General features: G+C 63.3%; 16 protein-coding genes. 4 read left to right on the forward strand and 12 right to left on the reverse strand.

The features are described from left to right. Positions 1 to 218: 218 nt before the first annotated feature. Positions 219 to 917, reverse strand: a complete 699-nt coding sequence (gene ispD / locus OBACDRAFT_RS23245; RefSeq protein WP_043589422.1) for a 2-C-methyl-D-erythritol 4-phosphate cytidylyltransferase — start codon at positions 915 to 917, stop codon at positions 219 to 221. Positions 918 to 1,046: 129 nt separating this feature from the next. Between ispD and OBACDRAFT_RS28750 the strand changes: the two genes are divergently transcribed. The 4 genes from OBACDRAFT_RS28750 to OBACDRAFT_RS23270 all read left to right on the forward strand — a co-directional run bounded on the left by OBACDRAFT_RS28750 (position 1,047) and on the right by OBACDRAFT_RS23270 (position 7,152). Then, a complete protein-coding gene (locus tag OBACDRAFT_RS28750) occupies positions 1,047 to 1,742 on the forward strand; it encodes a hypothetical protein (RefSeq protein WP_043589399.1) in 696 nt (231 codons plus the stop codon). A 46-nt stretch (positions 1,743 to 1,788) separates the two neighbouring features. Next, positions 1,789 to 5,034, forward strand: coding sequence for a cytochrome c biogenesis protein (locus OBACDRAFT_RS30330; RefSeq protein WP_232767663.1), 3,246 nt, complete (start codon positions 1,789 to 1,791; stop codon positions 5,032 to 5,034). A 108-nt stretch (positions 5,035 to 5,142) separates the two neighbouring features. Next, positions 5,143 to 6,468, forward strand: coding sequence for a trigger factor (gene tig / locus OBACDRAFT_RS23265; protein ID WP_043589401.1), 1,326 nt, complete (start codon positions 5,143 to 5,145; stop codon positions 6,466 to 6,468). A gap of 63 nt (positions 6,469 to 6,531) precedes the next feature. Next, positions 6,532 to 7,152, forward strand: coding sequence for an ATP-dependent Clp protease proteolytic subunit (locus tag OBACDRAFT_RS23270; RefSeq protein ID WP_043589427.1), 621 nt, complete (start codon positions 6,532 to 6,534; stop codon positions 7,150 to 7,152). A 417-nt stretch (positions 7,153 to 7,569) separates the two neighbouring features. Here OBACDRAFT_RS23270 and OBACDRAFT_RS23275 read toward each other — a convergent pair whose 3' ends face one another. The 11 genes from OBACDRAFT_RS23275 to OBACDRAFT_RS23325 all read right to left on the reverse strand — a co-directional run. After that, entirely contained in the window at positions 7,570 to 8,388 is an 819-nt protein-coding gene (locus OBACDRAFT_RS23275) for a hypothetical protein (protein ID WP_081722302.1), read from the reverse strand. A 250-nt stretch (positions 8,389 to 8,638) separates the two neighbouring features. Then, positions 8,639 to 9,520, reverse strand: a complete 882-nt coding sequence (gene rhtA / locus OBACDRAFT_RS23280) for a threonine/homoserine exporter RhtA (protein WP_043589402.1) — start codon at positions 9,518 to 9,520, stop codon at positions 8,639 to 8,641. Between the two features lie 75 nt (positions 9,521 to 9,595). Beyond that, a complete protein-coding gene (locus OBACDRAFT_RS23285; RefSeq protein WP_043589404.1) occupies positions 9,596 to 10,942 on the reverse strand; it encodes a bifunctional folylpolyglutamate synthase/dihydrofolate synthase in 1,347 nt (448 codons plus the stop codon). Between the two features lie 2 nt (positions 10,943 to 10,944). Beyond that, positions 10,945 to 11,817 carry an acetyl-CoA carboxylase, carboxyltransferase subunit beta gene (gene accD, locus OBACDRAFT_RS23290; RefSeq protein ID WP_043589405.1) on the reverse strand — a complete coding sequence of 291 codons (873 nt, stop codon included), beginning with the start codon at positions 11,815 to 11,817 and terminating at the stop codon, positions 10,945 to 10,947. A gap of 14 nt (positions 11,818 to 11,831) precedes the next feature. Next, entirely contained in the window at positions 11,832 to 12,605 is a 774-nt protein-coding gene (locus OBACDRAFT_RS23295) for a ComF family protein (protein ID WP_043589407.1), read from the reverse strand. Further along, complete coding sequence (truA, locus tag OBACDRAFT_RS23300; protein ID WP_081722304.1) at positions 12,602 to 13,666, reverse strand: tRNA pseudouridine(38-40) synthase TruA; 1,065 nt, start codon at positions 13,664 to 13,666, stop codon at positions 12,602 to 12,604. Before truA ends, OBACDRAFT_RS23295 begins: the two co-directional genes overlap by 4 nt. Continuing rightward, positions 13,663 to 14,097, reverse strand: coding sequence for a Holliday junction resolvase RuvX (gene ruvX, locus OBACDRAFT_RS23305; protein WP_043589408.1), 435 nt, complete (start codon positions 14,095 to 14,097; stop codon positions 13,663 to 13,665). The genes truA and ruvX overlap by 4 nt, the downstream gene beginning before the upstream one ends. A 162-nt stretch (positions 14,098 to 14,259) precedes the next feature. Beyond that, positions 14,260 to 15,378 (reverse strand): mannose-1-phosphate guanylyltransferase, encoded by a 1,119-nt coding sequence (locus tag OBACDRAFT_RS23310; RefSeq protein WP_043589410.1) that lies wholly within the window; start codon positions 15,376 to 15,378, stop codon positions 14,260 to 14,262. 324 nt (positions 15,379 to 15,702) lie between these two features. After that, the gene (ppk1, locus tag OBACDRAFT_RS23315; protein ID WP_081722305.1) at positions 15,703 to 17,961 is read right to left on the reverse strand and encodes a polyphosphate kinase 1; all 2,259 of its coding nucleotides are present in this window, start codon (positions 17,959 to 17,961) and stop codon (positions 15,703 to 15,705) included. Positions 17,962 to 18,087: 126 nt separating this feature from the next. Further along, positions 18,088 to 18,402, reverse strand: a complete 315-nt coding sequence (locus OBACDRAFT_RS23320; protein ID WP_043589412.1) for a hypothetical protein — start codon at positions 18,400 to 18,402, stop codon at positions 18,088 to 18,090. Between the two features lie 299 nt (positions 18,403 to 18,701). After that, positions 18,702 to 19,791, reverse strand: a 1,090-nt coding sequence (locus OBACDRAFT_RS23325) for a type II secretion system F family protein (RefSeq protein WP_052362448.1), incomplete at its 5' end; no start/stop codon positions are given.

Here is a 19,791-nt window from a genome sequence, read left to right on the forward strand (position 1 = left end):
ACACCCCTTGTCCTTGCAGAATATCTCGCGCGGAGACTCGCGTAGGAACGGATTTCGGAATGGCTCACATGAAGACACGAAGGAACAAAGCCGCCAGCCTGCCATTTTCTCGCCGCGCCTCCGCAACTCCGCGTGAGGTTCTTGAACTTACGACAAAATACAGGGGAATGGCCTCAGCCGCGCATTCCGGATGGGCGGTGTTTCGCGCCGTCGGCGGGTCAGGAGACCCGCCCTCCTTGAGCGTTGATCGTGGCGTGCAGGAACTCGAACCAGGGCAGGTCGGCGGGCGTGGTGAGCTTGGGGTTGGGCGTGGTGTTCTCCAGCAGGGCCACGGGGTGCTTGAGCGCTTCGACGGCGGCGGCGTCATCGGTGAGCTTGAGTTGTTTCTTCTCAACGTGCTGGTAGGCGCGGTCGATGAGATCGCGGCTGAAAACTTGCGGCGTCTCCACGGCCCAGAGGCGCGAGCGGTCGAGCGTGCGCAGGTGGCCGGTGTCGCTGTGCTGCTTGATGGTGTCGGTGACGCGATGGGCAAGGACGACGGCGTGCTCTTTTTTGACGACTTTGAGCAGGGCGGCGAGTTGCTCGGGATGCACAAAGGGGCGGGCGCAGTCGTGAATGAACACGATCTCGATGTCGGGCGGCAGGGCGGCAAGGGCGGCGGCGACGGAGTCCTGACGCTCGCGTCCGCCACGCACAAAAACGGCGGGCGTGGGCGCATAGGCGGAGAGTTCGATCATCTGGCGCTGGTCCCGATAGACGACGACAAAGAAATCCGCCACGCCGCTCTCAAGAAAAGCGGACGCGGAATGATGAAACACGGGACGTCCCGCCAGGTGAGTGAGAATTTTATCTTCAACAGCGCCTTGCATACGGCGGCTGTTTCCGGCGGCGAGGAGGATGGCGGCGGTGCGACTCATGGTTGTTTGGTGCGAGTGATGCGGTGCGGACGCTGTGCGGATTGCGAAGGGCATCATAGCCGGTTTTTGGGCGTTTTGCATTCAGAAGTTTGCAGTCTGCCCGCTTTTCGCAATCCGTGTCGCCTTTCAATGATCTTGCAACGACTGGCGACAACCACGCTAACCACTATCACCACGCTTGCGCTCGCACTCCTCCTCGCCTCCGGCACGGGTTGCCGCGACCGCGAGATCATCACCTACACGATCCCCAAGCCCCCCCCCCCCCCCCCCCCCGCAACGGCCTCCGACACCGATGCCCCCACAATGCCCCCGCCGGCCGGCGGCACCATGGCCGGCACGCCGGTCGTCACCGCCGATGGCGTCGCTCTTGTCTGGACCGCTCCCGCCCACTGGCAGGAACGCCCCGCCTCCGCCATGCGCAAGGCCACCTATATCATCCCGGCCCGCTCCGGCGGCCTCGCTGACGCCGCCAGTTCGACCACCGCAACAGCGGAACTCGCCGTGACCGCCTTCCCCGGCGACGTCGGCGGCAACCTCGCCAACGTCAACCGCTGGCGTCAGCAACTGCAACTCCCCCCCCTCACCGCCGACGCTCTCCCGCAGGCGTTGCGCCACCTCGACGTCGGCGCATTTCACATCGACGTCGTGGAACTCCTCGGTCCCGATGCCGCCGACAACACTGCGCAACGGCAACGCGTGCTCGGGGCCATCGTGCCCGTGGGCGATGCCACCTGGTTTTTCAAGCTCACCGGCCCCGACGCCACCGTCGCAGCGGAACGCGAGACCTTCGACGCCTTCCTTCAAACCCTCCGCCCCGGAAACTGACCCGCCGCCGCCTCCCGCCATCTCCCGCCCACACACTCAGCGCGCCATGTCGAAACCCGCCTCTCACGTTCAGGAATTCGTCCGCTTCTTCACCTCGCTCAAGCTCACGGTTGCCCTGCTCACGCTCTCCATCCTGCTGGTGCTCTTCGCCACGCTCGACCAAGTCCACCTCGGCATCTGGGCGGTGCAGGAAAAATGGTTTCGCAGCTTCATCGTCCTGCACGAGATCAAGGGCTTCCCTGCGCCAGTTTTCCCCGGCGGCTACTTCATCGGCGGACTGCTCCTCATCAACCTCGTCACCACCTACATCTGCCGCTTCAAGTTTACCCTCAAAAAAACCGGCATTCTCATCACTCACGCCGGCCTCATCCTGCTCCTCCTCGGGGAACTATTCACCGGCATCGCGCAGGAGGAATTCCAGATGCGCCTCGATGAAGGAGAAACGAAAAACTACTCCGAAAGCGCCCGCGACGTGGAACTCGCCGTGATCGACGCCACCGCGCCCGACACCGACACCGTGACCGCCCTCCCCGCCCCCCTCCTCGCCCGCGCCCGTGGCCGCGCCCCCCTCCAGCACCCCGGCCTCCCCTTCACGCTCAACGTCCTGCAATACTACCCCAATTCCGCCCTCCAAATGCGCGACTCCGCCGCGGCACAACCGCAGCCACCGCCCTCCGGCGCCACGCGCGACATCGGCACCCGCCTCGCCCTCTTCCCCCAGCCCCTCACCCACAAGGAAAACGCACGCAACCTCCCCTCCGCCCTCGTCGAACTGCGCGGCCCCGGCAACCAAGGCTCGCTCGGCGTCTGGCTCCTCTCCGCCTGGCTCATCGAACCCCAGACCTTCGAATACGAAGGCCGCACCTGGCGCCTGCACATGCGCTTCAAGCGCGAATACAAACCCTGGTCGCTCACCCTCATCGACTTCAAACACGACACCTACATCGGCACCGACATTCCCAAAAACTTTTCCAGCCACCTCCGCCTCACCGACCCCGCCCGCGGCGACGACCGCGAAGTGCTCATCTACATGAACAACCCCCTGCGCCACGGCGGGCTCACCCTGTATCAGCAAGGTTACGACAACAACGACCGCACCACCATCCTCCAAGTCGTGCGCAACCCCGGCTGGATGATCCCCTACATCTCCTGCGCCCTGCTCTCCGCCGGTCTTCTGATCCAGTTCGGCATCCACCTCGTCGCCTTCGTTCGCAAGCGCGACGCAGAAGACAGCGGACGCCGGCTACCCGACACCGGGCACCGCCCCCCCCCCCAGCGCCCCTCGCAGCCGAAACCAGTCCTCTGGCCTCTGGCCGCTGTCCTCTGTTTACTCCCCGCCCTCGCCTGGCTCGGCTCCACCCTGCGCACGCCGTCACCGCAAAACGGATACGACCTCGCCGCCTTTGGCCGCCTCCCCGTCGTCAAGAACGGGCGTATCAAACCTCTGGATACCGTGGCCCGCACCACCCTGCTCCAGCTCCAGGGCCGCCAGCGCGTCGCGCTCCCCTCCCCCGCCATCCCCGGCGCGCACGCCGACGGCGCGGACACCCGCCGCTCGATCTCCCCCTCCGAATGGCTCGCCTGCCTCGTTTTCGACTCCGCCCGCGCCGACATCCTCAAAACCTTCGAGATCACCCATCCCGAACTCCTTGCCCTCATGCACGTGACGACCGACGACGGCGACGGCGGCAAACGCTACTCCTTCCAGCAACTCGAAACCCGCCTCCCCGACCTCGAACGCCAGTTCCAACTCGCCCGCGACATCGAGGCCAAACAGCGCACCCCCTTCCAGCACGCCGCCACGCAGCTTTACAGCAACATCACCCTGTACCAACAAATCAAATACAGCCTCATCGACCCCGCCTCCACCGACTGGCTCGCCGCGCTCACCACCCTGCAACAAAACCTCCACACCGACGTCGCCGCCGTCCGCGCCCAAGTCAACCAGCAGCCCCACGACGCCGACGCCGCCCGCCGCGTGCTCGACCTCACCCGCCGCTTCCAACTCATGGCCGACTTCGGCAACCTCCTCGCCATCCCCCCGACTCCTTCACCCGCCAGCGCATCCCTCCCCCCCCCCCCCCCCCCTGCCGGAGAAGATGACCGCCGCTTCGTCTGGAAAAAAACCGGCGCCTCCCTCCTCGAAATCTTCGACACCGGCCAGATCAACCCCGCCGCCCTCACCTGGGCCGGCCTTGCCCACGCCTGGCGCGCCGGACAACCCGACTCGTTCAACACCATCCTTCGCCTCTACCGCGAAGCCCTCGACACCCGTTACTCGCCCGAACTGCGCAAGAGCGACATCGAAACCCGCTTCAACTCCGCCGCCCCCTTCTACACCAGCACCGTCCTCTACGTCGCCGCCTTCCTCCTCGCCATCCTCTCCTGGCTCCGCTGGCCCCGCGCCCTCGGTCTCTCCGCCTTTTTGCTGGCCCTGCTTGCCTGGCTCACCTCCACCGCCGGCATCGCCATCCGCATGTGGCTCGAAGGCCGTCCGCCCGTCACCAACCTCTACTCCTCCGCCGTCTTCATCGGCTGGGGCGCGGTGCTCCTTTGCCTCGCGCTGGAGTGGTTTTATGGACGATCACGCCCCCGATCCCGCTCCACGTCCGGCGGCTCCGAATCCCGCACCGCCAGCGCCATCGGCACCGCCGTTGCCGGCCTCATCGGCTTCGCCACCCTCGTCATTGCCCACTACCTCTCGCTCAGCGGCGACACCCTCGAAATGATGCGCGCCGTCCTCGATTCCAACTTCTGGCTGGCGACCCATGTCATCATCGTGACCATCGGCTACTCCGCCACCTTCGTGGCCGGCGGCCTCGCCGCGCTCCACGTTGTCCTCGCCCTCACCCCGCGCCTGCTCAACCCCGCGTTGGACCGCAACCTTGCCGGCATGGTTTACGGCATCGTCTGCTTCGCCACCCTCTTCAGCATGGTCGGCACCATCCTCGGCGGCATCTGGGCCGACCAGTCCTGGGGCCGCTTCTGGGGCTGGGACCCCAAGGAAAACGGCGCCCTCATGATCGTCCTCTGGAACGCCGTCATCCTGCACGCCCGCTGGGGCGGCCTGGTCCGGCAACGCGGCCTCATGAACCTCGCCCTCATCGGCAACATCATCACCGGCTGGAGCTGGTTTGGCACCAACCTCCTCGGCGTCGGACTGCACAGTTACGGATTCACGGAAAAAGGCGCCGTCGCCCTCGGCCTCTTTTTTCTCAGCCAGCTCATCCTCATCGCCCTGAGCTTCCTGCCCGCCGCCACCCGGCGCTCCACGCCATTGCCCGGCGCATGACCACGCGCCCGTGAATCCCTGTCGAATCGGGCATTGACCGTCGTAAATCCCGCCGCGTAGCGTGCTCCGTTTCTACACTTAAAATCAGCTTTCACGCACTTTCTACCTGTGAACATCGAAGTCCAAGACGTCTCCGCCACCCGCAAGAAACTCGTCGTCTCTCTCGACGCCGCCGAAATCGCCGCCGAACGCAAGGCCGTCGTCGCCGAGATCTCCCGCTCCGTGCGCCTCCCCGGTTTTCGCCCCGGCAAGGCCCCCGCTGCCATGATCGAGAAGCGCTACGCCAAGCACATTGACGACGAACTGAAGCAAAAAATCCTCTCCAAGTCCTACCGCGAAGGACTCGAAAAACAAAAACTTCAGGTCATCCAGCTCATCAACATCGAAGGAGGCGACACCATCGCCGCCGACGCCCCCGCCACGCTCACCCTCACCGTTGACGTCGAACCCACCTTCGACCTCCCCGACTACACCGGCCTCCCCACCACCATCCAGCCCACCGACGCCACCGACGCCGAAGTCGAGGAACTCCTCCAAAACCTCCGCGCCGAACGCGCCGACTTCAAAGTCGCCGAACATCCCGCGCAAAAAAGCGACTACGTAAAACTCTCCTACGAAGGCACCGTGGACGGCAAACCCGCCCTCGAACTCGTTGGCGACAAGCAAATCTACGCCTCCGTCCCCCAGACCTGGGAAGAAGTCGAAGGCGCGCACGACGGCCTCATCCCCGGCCTCGGCAAACACCTCGCCGGCCTCGCCAAAGACGACAAGAAGGACATCCCCATCACCTTCCCCGCCGACTTCGCCGCCGTCCCCGCCCTCGCCGGCAAGACCGTCACCTACGCCGTCACCGTGCAGGAAATCCGCGAACGCGTCCTCCCCGAAATCAACGAAGAATTCCTCAAAGCCCACCAGGTTGAGACCCTCGACGCCCTCAAGGACAACCTCCGCAAGCAACTCACCGCCCGCAAGGAGAACGCCAACCGCAACGACCAGCGCCGCCAGGTGGCCGAAGCCCTCTGCTCCAAAGTCGAGTTCGAGATTCCCCTCAGCCTCATCGAAGCCGAGACCCAGAACACCCTCCGCAACTTCATGGAGGACAACCTCCGCCGCGGCGCCACTCCCGAGCAATTCGAGGAAAACAAAAAAGAACTCTACGAAGGCGCCCGCAAAGTGGCCGTCACCCGCGTCAAGACCCAGATCATCCTCAGCAAAATCGCCGCCAAGGAAGAACTCAAAGTCACCGAGCGCGACATCGACTCCTACCTCTACCAGCAAGCCATGCGCACCGGCCAGCGCCCGGAGAAAATCGTCAAGGAACTCACCCAGAACCGCGACCGCCTCCAGTCCATCCAGCAAGGCATCCTTTTCGACAAGTCGCTTGAATTGGTTGTCTCCAAGGCTACCGTGACGACCAATCCCGCCAAGGCCTGAACGGCCTGAGGCGGGGTGGACTCGATTCACACACACCAACGCACCGCCAACCGACACCACATCGTGAGCTATTACGTTCCCATCGTCCTTGAAAACACCGGCCGCGGAGAGCGGTCGATGGACATCTATTCGCGCCTCCTCAAAGACCGCATCATCTTCATCGGCACCCCGATTGACGACGGCGTGGCCAACGTGGTCATCGCCCAGTTGCTGTTCCTGCAAATGGAGGACCCGAAAAAGGACATCCACCTCTACATCAACTCACCCGGCGGCGTGGTGACCGGAGGCATGGCGATCTACGACACGATCAACTTCCTGCAATGCGACGTGGTGACCTACTGCGTCGGCCAGGCCGCCAGCATGGCGACCGTGCTCCTCTCTGCCGGCACCAAGGGCAAGCGCTTCGCGCTCCCCAACAGCCGCGTCATGATCCACCAACCCAGCGGTGGAGCCGGCGGACAGGCGGCGGACATCACCATTGCCGCCAAGGAAATCCTTCGCTGGCGCCGCACGCTCAGCGAGACCATTGCCCGCCACACCGGCAAGACGCCCGAGCAAGTCGATAAAGACTCCGACCGCGACTACTACCTGAGCGCGCAGGAAGCCAAGGACTACGGCCTCGTCGATCACGTAGTCACGAGCACCCGCGACGCCCAGCAACTCGCCGCCGCCCAACCCGCCTGAACGTAAAAACGAGGAACGGCGGTTTTGATTCTTGGTTCGTCAACAAAACCATCGCACCACGCACAAAAAAACGGAGACCGGTAAAGGTCTCCGCTCATGCTTAGAGCAGTTTCATTTAAGCTGTAGCCATTTGATACCTGGTAGGGAGGCCTCTCCGAGGCCTCCGCCGTGCGTGGTGTGAGAAGGCGAAATTCATAAGTAGACGGAGCGTGGTTTCGGAGGCCTCGGACGGAGCGCAGCAGCGCGGAGATGGCATCGCCGGAGGCGATGGCCCGAAGGGCTGCCCTCGGCAGAGGGCACAAAGGCCTCCCTACCGTTAAGATGACGGCTACATCTCAACTTAAAATGCTCTAACAAAACCGGGCAACGAAGGCGTTGCTTCGCCCCCCCCGGGGGGGGGGGGGGAGGTGCCTGGGCTTACTTGCGCTTGCCGCTACGGCTGCTCCCACCTTTCGGGCTGGGACGCTTCCGGCCTCCGCCATCTTCATCCTCGTCGTCCGAGTCATCCTCCGCCTCGTCGTCCTCGGACTTCCCGTCCTCGTTTTCCGAGTCCTCATCGTCTTCCGACTCTTCGTCTTCATCCCACTTGAGGGATTCGTCGCCTTTGAGGGCCTCTTCGTCGGCATCGTCGATCTCGGGCAGATCCTCGTCGTCGATGTCTTCCTCGCTGACGGCACGCTCGTCACCATCGGCGTCGGCATCCCAGCCGGCGGGCGTGTATTCAAGGATGGCACACAGTTCGTCAAAGCAATGGATGGCCTTGCCCTCGATGAAGCTGGCATTCTGCTCCTCACGAAGCTCGTCTTCGACTTCATCGACGGTGAGCTTGGACTCAAATTCGAAGATATCGTTGAGAAGCTTGACGCGGCACTTGGTGACGTGGTCGAGGAGGTCGGCGTAAGGGCCGTTTTCCTCATCCATCACGTCGGGCAGGGCGAAAAGTTTTTCGTCGGATTCCACGATGGAATCCTTCACGCGCTTGAGGCGCACCCGCCCGTCGCCGGCATCGCGTTCGATGCGGAACGGAATAAACGCAGCCTCCAACAAATCTTCGTCAAAACCGTAGTCGCGGAGAGGCTCGACGAGTTCGAGGAGGTGAGCGACCTGTCGGGGATCGATGATGCTGAGACCATCGACGTCCCAGCGGACTGAGTCACTGACTTCTTCTACCCACCAGTTATGATCTTCGCCGAGTCGGACGAGGCACCAGTCGAGGAGGTTGGAGGAGTTGGCCATAATGTGTTTTTTGCAGTAGGTTCGCGGGGAGCCAAAAACCCTCGTGCGAATTGAGTCAAATCACGAAAGCAAATTTGTGCTAAATTCAGTGAGTCACGCGGATTGTGGGCTGGAAGGTGGCAAGGAGGGGCGCAGAGTCATTAGGGCAAAAGTGAAAAACAAGCACAAAAAACGCGCTTTTTTCACCGCCGCCAAACCCGCCCCATAAACACGTGGACGAGGATCCAATCCGAAGAGCAAGAAGCATCGTTTAATCTGGGATCGGCGCGACTGGTTTGGGTGCGGCGGTCGCCGTGCTGCCCGCCGAGGCCAGAATGATCGCACCGATGGCCGCCCATTGGGTGGGAGTGAGCAATTCTCCCAAAAAAAGCATGCCCGCCAGCGCACCAAGCGCCGGTTCGATGCTCATCAAGACACCAAAAGTCCGGGCCGGCAGGCGTGTCATCGCCATCATTTCGAGCGTATAGGGCAATGCCGTGGAGAGAACGGCCACGCCCAAGGCGACCGGGATGAGTGCCGGTGAGAGCAGCGCGCCGCCCGCGTGCGCCACTCCGACGGGCACCGCAACGATGGCGGCGACAACGCCCCCGATCGCCGCCGTCTGCGCCCCGTGCGCAGCCCCGGCCCGCTGACCAAAAATTATGTAGAGCGCCCAGCACAGGCCCGCCACAAGAGCCAGACCCGCCCCTTTTGGATCAAGGGCGCCCACCCGCCCACCGAGAGGAAGCAGGAGCAGCACGCCCGTGACCGCGAGCGCGATCCACACAAAATCCACCCAACGCCGGGATGCGCACATCGCCAGCGCCAGCGGGCCGGTAAACTCAAGCGCCACGGCGATGCCGAGCGGCACCGTGCGCACCGACATGTAGAAGAGCAGGTTCATCAACCCCAGAGACACGCCGTAACCCAGCAACGCCTTCCACGAACCAAAGCCCCGCCACTCCCGCCACGGACGCAACACGGCGACAAGGATGATCGCCCCAAAACCAAGCCGCAGCGCCGTGGTCCCCTGAGCGCCGACAACAGGAAATAATTGTTTGGCCAGCGACGCGCCTGACTGGATCGAAGTCATGGCGACAATCAGGAGCGCAATAGGAATCAGCCGGGCGGAAAGGCGCGAGCGAGCGGTCATGGATGAATGAGGGAGGCAAAGGGCGAGAGGAGCTGGCTATGGATGAGAGAAAAAAACAAACATCCACCCACGCCCTCAAAAATCCTGCAAGCGTCCTTCGCCCGGACCACCGCCGGCGTTGAGGCGGGTCATCACTTCTCCGAGCAGATAGATGGACCCCGTCACCACCACGACATCGTCCGGCCCGCCGACGGCGCATTCGCCGGGCGCGGGGAACAATGCCTCCACCGTGGCGCGTCTCACGATGCCGCCGCCCGTCGTGAAACCTGCGGGCACCAACGCCTCCAGTTCCTCGAACGAACACGCCCGCGCCTGCTGCGGCACCACGAGGTGAATCTCGGCGGCGTAGTGAGCGATTGTCTCCAGCAAGGGTTGTGCGCGCGCCGCGCCCAGCACGCCGGTGATGAAGACCATGCGCTGTCTCCCCCCCCCCCCCCCCCCCTGCGCATCCAGTTCCGCACGCAGTGCCGCCAGATTGGTGGCGAGGATCTGGGCTCCCTCGGAATTGTGCGAAGCGTCGAGGATGAGCAGGCGTCCTCCGACCTGCGTGCGCTCCCAGCGTCCGGGCCAGTTGACACTGCCCAGACCACGCGAGAGGGCGTCCTCCGTGAGACGCTCACCAAGCCAGGCGCCAGCGGTGAGCATGGCGGTGGCGGCGTTGATGCGCTGGTAATCGCCTTCGAGATTGGTGCCGGGGTAACGCTTCAAGTCGTCGCCCCAAAGTTCGGCAACGCTCATCACCGGACTCGGCTCGGGGTGCTGCCGGGCGGCGATCTCGCGCACCACGCGCTCGGCGGCGGCGGGCAGGCGGCCGAGCACAACGGGCACGCCGGGCTTGATGATGCCGGCCTTCTCGGCGGCGATGCTTTCGAGGGTGTTGCCCAGCATCTCGCAGTGATCGAGTCCGATGGACGTGATGACCGACATAACAGGCTCCACGATGTTGGTCGCATCAAGCCGTCCGCCGAGACCGACTTCGATGATCGCCACGTCGCAACGCCGACGCGAAAACTGCAAAAACGCCATCGCCGTCATGAACTCAAAAAAACTCGGCATCGCCTCCGCCGACGCCGCGCCGATGCGCTCCGCCACGGGACGCAGTTCCTCCACATAGCGGACGATTTCCGCCTCCGTCAGCGGCACGCGGTCCACCTGCACCCGTTCGCCGAGACGGATCAGATGCGGCGACGTGTAGAGACCGGTGCGCAGTCCCGCCGCGCGCAGGATCGACTCGATCATCGCGGCGACGGAGCCCTTGCCATTGGTGCCCGCCACATGGATGACGGGCATGGCGCGCTCGGGATGCCCGAGGGCGGCGGCAAACTCGCGCATCCGGTCGATGCCAAACGAGACCCCGCGGGCCTTCATCCCGAACAGATATTCCTGCGCGGCAGCGTAGTCGGAGTGGTGATGATTGCTCACGCTTACCGCCCGCCAGAGCGGACTCCGTTCTTCTTTTTCACGTAGAGCGCGGTCAGCACGTCGCGCAACCGCTCGCGCATTTCCAGCCGGTTGACGATCAAGTCAATCAACCCCTTCGATTGCAAAAACTCGGCGGTCTGGAAATCCGGAGGCAACGTCTGTTTCACGGTGTCCTTGATGACGCGCGCGCCGGCAAAGCCGATCAAGGCGCCGGGCTCGGCGATATTGACGTCCCCCAGCGTGGCGAAGCTGGCCGTCACGCCGCCCATCGTCGGGTGCGTGAGCACGGAGAGGTAGGGCAGACGCGCCTGCGCGTGCCGGCCGAGCGCGGCGCTGGTCTTGGCCATCTGCATGAGCGAAAATATCCCCTCCTGCATGCGCGCGCCGCCGGAGGCGCTGAAGATGATGCAGGGGATCTCCTTGCGGGTGGCGAGTTCGATGGCGCGGGTGATTTTTTCGCCCGCCGCCGAGCCCATCGCCCCGCCGCAAAACCGAAAATCCATCACGGCCACCGACACCTCGATCTCGTGAATCTGCCCCGTGCCGCAAATAACGGCCTCGGGCAGACCGCTCTCGCGTTCATACTTCTTGATGCGCTCGGGATACGGCTGCGAATCGACAAAATGGAGCGGATCGGCAGAGCGGACGTCGGAAAACATTTCCACGAATGAGCCCGGATCAAAAAGCGACGCGATGCGTTCGCGCGCGCCGAGCGGAAAATGGTAGCCGGACTTGGGCACGACCATGAGATTGGCCTCAAGCTCCTTGTTGAAAACGACTTCCCCCGAGACCGGACACTTGGTCCAGAGGCCCTTGGGGATGTCTTTTTTCTTAACAACAACGGTGGAATACTTCGGCTTGCTGAAGAGCGACATGGCGGAGGAGGCGATTAACCGTGACCAAATGTAACGACGTCGAGATTCAATGCCCCTGCGCGTCGCAAGACGCGGGCGCAGGCGTTAAGGGTCGATCCGGTTGTAAAAACGTCATCAATGAGGATGTAATGCTGGGCCGGGTTTATGGACGCGCCGGAGACCAGTGCAAACGCGTTTTTGAGGTTCGCCCGGCGGGCGGCGCGGTCGAGATTCGTTTGCGTTTGGGTGTCGATCACCCGCCGCAGCAGCGGGGCGACAACAGGCGGCGCGTCCGCCGGGCCGGATGCGGCGGCGGCGGCACGGGCAAAACACCGGGCGAGCAGGGCGCTCTGGTTGTAACCTCGTTCGCGCTCCTTGCGCGGATGCAACGGCACCGGCACGAGCGTGGCGCCGCGTAGAAAATCGGTCATGTAGGCGTGCCCGCGCATGATCGTCTCGATGTCGTTCAGCACATGAAGCCCATGCTGGTATTTGAGTTCATGGACGAGCGAACGCGCCGGGCCGCGAAACAGGACGGCAGTGCGCCCGGCGTTGAATTCGGGGTGCAGCCCCTCGCAATGTTCACAGATATGCTCGCCCTCGACCTCGCCAAAAAACGGATGGCCGCACGTCGTGCAATGCGGCGGCTGCACGCGGCGGATGAACGGCGCGCACTTGAGGCAAACATGGCGTAGCGGCTGCGACGCATCCGGGGCGGAGGAGTGTTCCACCAACCCGTGGCAATGCACGCAACGCGGAGGAAACACAACATCAACCAGACCGCGGACGAGCCGTCGTAATGGAGTCATGAGTGTCCCCAGCCATAAAAAACCCTGTCGAGAAACAGGCCGTGGGCGGGGGCCGTTTCGATGCGTGGCGTCCGACGGGCTTCGGAGAGGATTTGCGCGATGTCGCCGGGCGTAAGTTTGCCCAGACCGGCATGCACCAGCGCGCCGACCAATCGGCGCACCATGCGATAAAGAAAACCATCGGCGCGAGCCGTGATGCGGATGCGCGCCCCGCGCGCGCTGATGTCGAGTTGCGTGAGGTGGCGCACGGTGGTTTCGCGCTCCTCGCCGCTGAGCGCGCTGAACGCGCAAAAATCGTGTCTCCCCACGAGCAGCGCGGCAGCAGCGCGCATGGCGACGACATCGAGTTTTTGCGGGATCGACCAGCAGTAATCCTGCGTAAACGGGTCGGCAAAACCACCGTGATGCAGATCGTAGGTGTAGCGTTTGCCGGTGGCGTCGAAGCGGGCGTGAAACGCGGCGGACACGATACGTGCATCCGTTACCTGGATACCAGACGGCACCCCTCCCCCCCCCTCCCCTCCCCCGGAACGAAACGCGGCCAGCAGACGCTCCGGTCCATGCCGCCAGGCCGCGTCAAAATGGAAAACCTGCGCCCGCGCATGAACACCCGCGTCGGTGCGTCCGCTGCCATGAATGCGAACCGATTCGCCCAACATCCGCGCCAGCCGACGTTCGAGGTGATCTTGGATGGCGTTCCCATCCGGCTGGCTCTGCCAACCCGAAAAATGCGTGCCATCATAGGCCACCGTGCACTTCCAACGCGCGGACGGGGGGGGGGGGGGGGAGGGGCTGACGCGACAGCGCGTAGCGCAGGGCGGGAGGTCTTGCCTGTCTTCTTGTGTGACGCGCGAAGCGCCGCTTGCTCCTGTTTTTTTGGAGTGCGGCGATTTATCGCCGCTTTGTTCCGCACGCTTCAGCGTGCCAACAGGCGGCCCGTTGAAACGGCCCGTCAAAAGCGGTGATAAATCACCGCACTCCAAAAAAGCCTGCGTGCTACGTGTTGACGCGCCAGCCAAGTCCCTCCCTTGAAATACAGATGTTGTGCTAGCGGCGTTCATGGCGAGCTGGCGCCAAGCGCAGGCGGAAAACGCTGATCGAGAAAATCCTGCAAAATCAATGCCGCCGCCCGTGAATCGACAATCCCCTGGCTGCGAATTTCGCGGAGTTTTTTTTGCGACATGCCCGATTCCGCCATGTGCGAAGTGAGGCGTTCGTCGATCAGATGCACCGGCAACGCAAACTCGGCGCGCAGACTTTCGGCAAACGCATCGACCTCCTTTGCCTTGAACCCCGCGGAGCCGTCCATGTTGTAAGGATAACCCAATACAAGATCGGTGATGCGTCGTTGTTTGACGACTGCCGCCAGCGCCGTGCGCCGCTTGGCGGGATCGGCGTCGGTCAGCGCCGGGATGGGCGTGGCGATGCCAAGTTCGTCGCCATAAGCGAGTCCGATCCGCCGGGTGCCGTAATCAATGCCGAGTGCGCGCATGGATCACAAGGAGCGGCGGTCTCCAGGCCGCCGGACGACGCGCAGCGTCGCCTCTTTCCAACAACGAGGGTCTCTGATGGCGTGGCACGGCAAGCCGTGCCACGTCCGGCGGCCTGGAGACCGCCGCTCCTTGGTTCCTTGACTGCATGTTCGCATTGTTTTTCACAGCCACTTCGCGCCGTTCTTGAGGGTTTCGACGCGTTTGAGGAGCGCCTTGATTTCCTGCGCCTTGGCTTTGGGCACGACAAGCGTGGCGTCGGGCGTGTGAACGACGATGAGGTCGTCGGCTCCGAGAACGGCTACGAGGTGCTTTGATTTTGCCCCGCCGTCCTGGTCGGCAAACACGAGGTTGTTGCGCCCCTGCTCCACAATCGCGAGGCCGCGCGTGACGTTGCCCGCGGCATCGGGCGTGAAGTGCTTGGAGACGGCGGGCCAGGCACCCACATCGTCCCAGTCAAAGGAGGACGGGAGCACAACGACGTTGGTGGATTTTTCGAGCAATGCGTAGTCCACCGAGATGCGCGGGAGTTTCGGATAGATGCGTTTGAGCGTCGCATCGAGCGGCGATTTTTTGGCGAGGGCGGCGCGGATTTTTTGCAGCCCCGCGTCGAGTTCGGACGCGTGCGCGGCAAAGGCGGCGTTCACCACGGGGACGCTCCACACAAACATGCCGGCGTTCCAAAGATAGTCGCCCGAGGCGAGATACTGTTGCGCGACTTCGAGCTTCGGTTTTTCGACAAACCGCTTCACGCGCGACACGGGACGTCGGGCGCGTCCGGTGCCAAAATTTTTCCAAGCGTCACCTTTTTGGATGTATCCAAAACCGGTGGCCGGTTCGGTGGGCGTGATGCCAATGGTAACCATGACGTCGTCTGCGGCAGCGGCGGCAAATGCGGCAGCGAGGTCGGTCTGATAAGCCTTGTCATCGTGAATGACATGATCGGCGGGCAACACGGCGAATACACCCTGCGGGTCGCGTGCGCCGACGAGTGCGGCGGCAAGTCCGACGGCGGCGGCGGTGTCACGTCCCACGGGTTCGACAACGATGTTGGCGGCGGGGATGCCTTTGCACACGGCGCGCACGGCTTTGGCCTGCACGGCGCTGGTGATGACGTAGATGTTTTTGGCCGGTGCGAGCGGCTTGACGCGGTCGAGAGTCTGGACGAGCAGGGGCTTGTCGCCGACAACGGGGAGGAGGTGTTTGGGACACGCGGCACGGCTTTGGGGCCAGAAGCGTTCCCCTTTGCCGCCGGCGATAATGACGATGTAGGGCTGTGACATTATTGATTCAGGATGTGGAGCAGGCACCTTGCGTGGATCACCTTCTGTGGACAAGAGGGTTTTGAAACCTTCCACGCGTTTATCTCAGGTGGGCGGGCTTTTATTGCCAATCCCCGCCGACGATGTGAAACGTCCGCCCTTCCGGAATATTTCACGCGGAGACGCGGGGGCGCGGAGAAAAAAACGAGGCAGACAAACCAACCGCGAATGAAGACAGAGGGTATTCTAAAAATTATTTTTTGCCACGGAGGATACGGCGTGAAAACTGCCGGCAGGATGCCGGCGGTCCCAGGCGCTACCGCGCCGAACGCCCCCCCCCCCCCCTCAGCTTGCCTCTTCTGGCAGGGTGCAAATGCGCTGGTTGGCGGCGGCGACAAAATAGGACTGCGCGGAAAATGGCAGCGCGTCCGCCGCCCGCGTCACGGGCAGATAGGCTCCGCTGGAGTGCAGCACGCGGGCGTATTCGTTGTCGGCCATCTCCATCGCGATCAACTCGTCCGTAACCCAGCGGCGCAACGCCGGATCGCGTATTGGGAAAAGCACTTCGATGCGCCGGAAAAAATTGCGAGGCATCCAGTCCGCGCTGCCCGCGTAAATGAGCGGCTGCGCCTGCGCCGGATCGGCGCTGCCGCCGGCGTTCTCGAAATAAAACACGCGGGCATGTTCAAGGTAACGCCCCACGATGGAGCGCACCGTGATGTTCTCGCTCAGTCCGCGAATGCCCGGGACGAGGCAGCAGATGCCCCGGATGATGAGGTCGATCTTCACGCCCGCCCTCGACGCGGCGTAAAGGGAGTCGATGGTGGCCTTGTCCACGAGCGAATTCATCTTGGCAAAGATGCGCGCGGGGCGTCCGGCGGCGGCATTGGCCGTCTCCGCTGCAATGAGTTCCTGGATACGCCGGTGCAGGCTGAAGGGGGCGACGAGGAGCTGGTCAAATTCGGGCGCGCGGCTGAAGCCGGTGAGGGAATTGAAGAGGTTGGCCGTGTCGGCGGTGATGTCCTCGCTCGCGGTGAAATAACTCAGGTCGGTGTAGAGGCGCGCCGTCTTCGGGTTGTAATTGCCGGTGCCCAGATGGACGTAACGGCGGAGGCGTCCGCCGGCCTCGCGGCGCACGACGAGCGAGCACTTGCAATGCGTCTTGTGGCCGATGAGTCCGTAAACGACGTGCACGCCGGCCTCCTCAAGCTGGCGCGCCCACTGGATGTTGTTGGCCTCGTCGCCGCGGGCCTTGAGCTCGACGAGGGCGGTGACTTGCTTGCCATTGTGCGAGGCTTCGCTGAGGGCGCGCACAATGGGCGAGTCGCCACTGGTGCGGTAGAGCGTCTGCTTGATGGCGAAGACGCGGGGATCGCGCGCGGCTTGCGTCACAAAATCCACCACGGGCTGGAAGCTGTCGTAGGGGTGATGCAGGAGGATGTCCTGCGCGTCGATGGTGTCGAAGATGCGGGCGGTGTCGCGCAGCGGGGACACGGCGGCGGGGGTGAACGGCACATACTTGAGGTCGGGCCGCTCGAGGTCCGCCAGGCTCATGACGCGGAGCAGGTTGATCGGCGCGCCGCTGAGACGAAAAACGTATTCGTGCGACAATGACAGGTGATCGCAGAGGGTCTTGAAGATGTCGTCCGCCACGCCGTCCTCGATTTCGAGGCGCACGGCCGCGCCGCGACGCAGGTTGCGCAGTTCCTCCTCGATGGTCTTGAGGAGGTTGTCCGCCTCTTCCTCGTCGATGTAGAGGTCGCTGTTGCGGGTGACGCGGAAGGAATGGGCGTTGTTGATCGTGTATCCGGGGAACAATGATCCGGCGCAGAGTTTTATGATTTCGGAGAGGAAGATGTGGGAGCTGCCGTTGCTGTCTGCGTTCTCGATGGCGACGTAGCGCGGGAGGATGCGCGGCACGGGCAGGATCACGATGCGGCGTCCGGCGCCCGCGCCGCCCGCGCCTTCAGGGGAATCGGGATCGTCGAGGCAGACGACGACGTTGAGGGTTTTGTTGCCGAGTTGGGGGAAGGGGTGCGACTGGTCGAGGCCGAGCGGGGTGAGGACGGGGTAAACCTGCTCCTCGAAATAGGTGCGCACCCAGGCGAGTTCGGTGGGGGTGAGGGTCTTGGCGTTTTTGAAAACGATGCCTTCGCCAGCCAGCGCGGGCAGGAGTTGCTGGTGCCAGCATCGGTATTGGTCCTCCACGAGCGAGGCGACCACGGAGTGGATGCGGCGGAGTTGCTCCTTGGGGCCGAGGCCGTCGAACGAGGGCTCGGTGACGCCGCTTTCGACTTGCTGGATGAGGCCGGCGACGCGGATTTCAAAAAATTCGTCGAGGTTGCTGGAAACGATGGCGAGAAACTTGATGCGTTCGAAGAGCGGATGTTTTTCGCTGAACGCCTGGTCGAGCACGCGGCGGTTGAAGGCCAGCCACGAGAGTTCACGGTTGAAGTAGGCGGTTTTGACGGGGTGGCGCACCGGTGCGATGGGCTCGGCGTGGAGTGTCGGGGTGAGCACGCGGGTGCCACCAGTCTTGGCGGCGGCGGCGGTGGCGCGGGCGCGTGTTTTGGCGCGGGAAATTGGACGTTTCTTGGCAGGCATTTCGGAACGAGGAATTTGCACGGTAGCCAGACAGCGCCGCAAAACCAGTAAGAAGTGCCTCGTCACGCCAATGTAACACAAGGGGCGATGGCAAAAATGCCGTCCCCTGCGCGTCGCGGGCGATGCTCACAAGCTGCGGCAGCCGCGGATCATGCCGATGAGGCGGTGGACGTTCTCGGGGGCGATGCGGTCGGTGATCACGGAGCGCGGGTAGTTGTGCTCGGTGTCGAGGCGCACGCCGTCCTCGCTGCCGGGTCGGACGAAGTCCTCCACGAAGTCCATGCCGCCGCGGGGTCGCATCCAGCGCACGTAGGGGTCGGGGTCTTCGGATTCGATGACGATGTCATCTTTGAGGAAGATGTTGCAGTAGAGCGTGAGGTCGCGAAAGGACGCGAACCACGTTGGTGGATTTACCAGTGTGTCCCGGATGATAAGCGTCATACGAGAAAGTGTCCTTAGCAGGAGGCTTGCCAAGTGGAGCGGGACGTTTTTTTGGGGGCCGGACTCGATGACTTCGCCTGTTTAAAACTGTAGCCATTTGATACCTGGTAGGGAGGCCTCTCCGAGGCCTCCGAAACCACGCTCCATCCATCTATGAGTTTCGCATCCTCTCACCACGCACGGCGGAGGCCTCGGAGAGGCCTCCCTACCAGGTAGGTAATCGCTACAAATTTATTCAATGTGCTCTACGGGGGGGGGGGGGGGGAGGGGAATTTCGGCGCGGTAGCGCCCAGCCTCTCTCAGAAACGCAAGCTGGCGCTGACTTGGAAGACGGCGGAGACGATGGCGTAGGCAAGGAAGGCCACAAAGCTGAAGGCCACCACGAGCACGCCGCCGGAGATCACTTTCATGAAGGTTTGCAGCCACTTTTCCAATTCGGCCCGGCAGGTGCGGGCAATGTCGCGCAGGCCGGGAGCCAGGTTGCCGGTCTGCTCGGCCACGGAAAGGCGGTCGAGGATGAGGGAGGGGAACACTTCGGTGCGCGTCAGGGCGCTGGAGAGGCTTTCGCCTTCAAGGACGCGGTCGGTCGATTCGTGCAGGCGTTCGCGCATGGCGAGGTTGGTCACGGTGCGTTCGGTGAGGCGGAGGGCGTCGGCGGTGGTGATGCCGTTTTCGAGGAGGACGGCGAGGGTTTGCGCGAAATTGAGGACGGTGCTCCGGGAATTGTAGCCTTTGACGATGGGCAGGCGCAGGAGCAGGGAGTCGCTTTCAAGGCGGCCTTTTTCCGTGCGGCGCCAGCGCCAGAAGAAGAATCCGGCAATGGCTCCGGCAATGAGGACGAAGATGCCGTAGTGGAGGAGAAATTCGGAGGTGCCGACGAGGATTTTTGTCGCCAGCGGGAGTTCGCCGCCAAGGGAGCCGAGGAGGGATTGCAGGCGGGGGAGGAGGAAAAAAAGGAAGAAGAGGATGACGCAGACCGCCAGGCCGCAGATGAAGAGGGGATACGACATGGCGGTGACGATCTTGGCGCGGAGTTCGCGCTGTTCGCGGAAGTGGGTGATGAGGCGTTCGAGGACTTCGCGGAGGTTGCCCGTGGCTTCACCGGCGGCGATGAGGTTGATGGATTGGGGGTCGAAGACTTGAGGGTGTTCGGCCATGGCGGAGGAGAGGCTCTGGCCTTCGCCAAGGCGCGACCAGAGGTCGGTGAAGAGGTGGCGGAGTCGGGGGTGCTGGAGGCGAAGGGCAAGGAGGCGAACGGCTTCGCCGGCGGACATGCCGCTGCGGATGAGGTCGGAGAGGGCTTCGTAGGTGGGGAGGCGTTCGCGGCGGCTGAGGGTGATTTTTTGTTTGGCGGAGGAGGCGCTGGTTTTGGTGACGGATGAGGAGCGG

Source organism: Geminisphaera colitermitum TAV2 (genome assembly GCF_000171235.2).
Classification (GTDB): Bacteria; Verrucomicrobiota; Verrucomicrobiia; order Opitutales; family Opitutaceae; genus Geminisphaera; species Geminisphaera colitermitum.

What these genes read in the sequence shown, in the direction of transcription:
- ispD (WP_043589422.1), bottom strand. Translation starts at nt 917, where the DNA reads ATGAGTCGCACCGCCGCCATCCTCCTCGCCGCCGGAAACAGCCGCCGT.
- OBACDRAFT_RS28750 (WP_043589399.1), top strand. Translation starts at nt 1,047, where the DNA reads ATGATCTTGCAACGACTGGCGACAACCACGCTAACCACTATCACCACG.
- OBACDRAFT_RS30330 (WP_232767663.1), top strand. Translation starts at nt 1,789, where the DNA reads ATGTCGAAACCCGCCTCTCACGTTCAGGAATTCGTCCGCTTCTTCACC.
- OBACDRAFT_RS23275 (WP_081722302.1), bottom strand. Translation starts at nt 8,388, where the DNA reads ATGGCCAACTCCTCCAACCTCCTCGACTGGTGCCTCGTCCGACTCGGC.
- rhtA (WP_043589402.1), bottom strand. Translation starts at nt 9,520, where the DNA reads ATGACCGCTCGCTCGCGCCTTTCCGCCCGGCTGATTCCTATTGCGCTC.
- accD (WP_043589405.1), bottom strand. Translation starts at nt 11,817, where the DNA reads ATGTCGCTCTTCAGCAAGCCGAAGTATTCCACCGTTGTTGTTAAGAAA.
- OBACDRAFT_RS23295 (WP_043589407.1), bottom strand. Translation starts at nt 12,605, where the DNA reads ATGACTCCATTACGACGGCTCGTCCGCGGTCTGGTTGATGTTGTGTTT.
- truA (WP_081722304.1), bottom strand. Translation starts at nt 13,666, where the DNA reads ATGAACGCCGCTAGCACAACATCTGTATTTCAAGGGAGGGACTTGGCT.
- ruvX (WP_043589408.1), bottom strand. Translation starts at nt 14,097, where the DNA reads ATGCGCGCACTCGGCATTGATTACGGCACCCGGCGGATCGGACTCGCT.
- OBACDRAFT_RS23310 (WP_043589410.1), bottom strand. Translation starts at nt 15,378, where the DNA reads ATGTCACAGCCCTACATCGTCATTATCGCCGGCGGCAAAGGGGAACGC.
- ppk1 (WP_081722305.1), bottom strand. Translation starts at nt 17,961, where the DNA reads ATGCCTGCCAAGAAACGTCCAATTTCCCGCGCCAAAACACGCGCCCGC.
- OBACDRAFT_RS23320 (WP_043589412.1), bottom strand. Translation starts at nt 18,402, where the DNA reads ATGACGCTTATCATCCGGGACACACTGGTAAATCCACCAACGTGGTTC.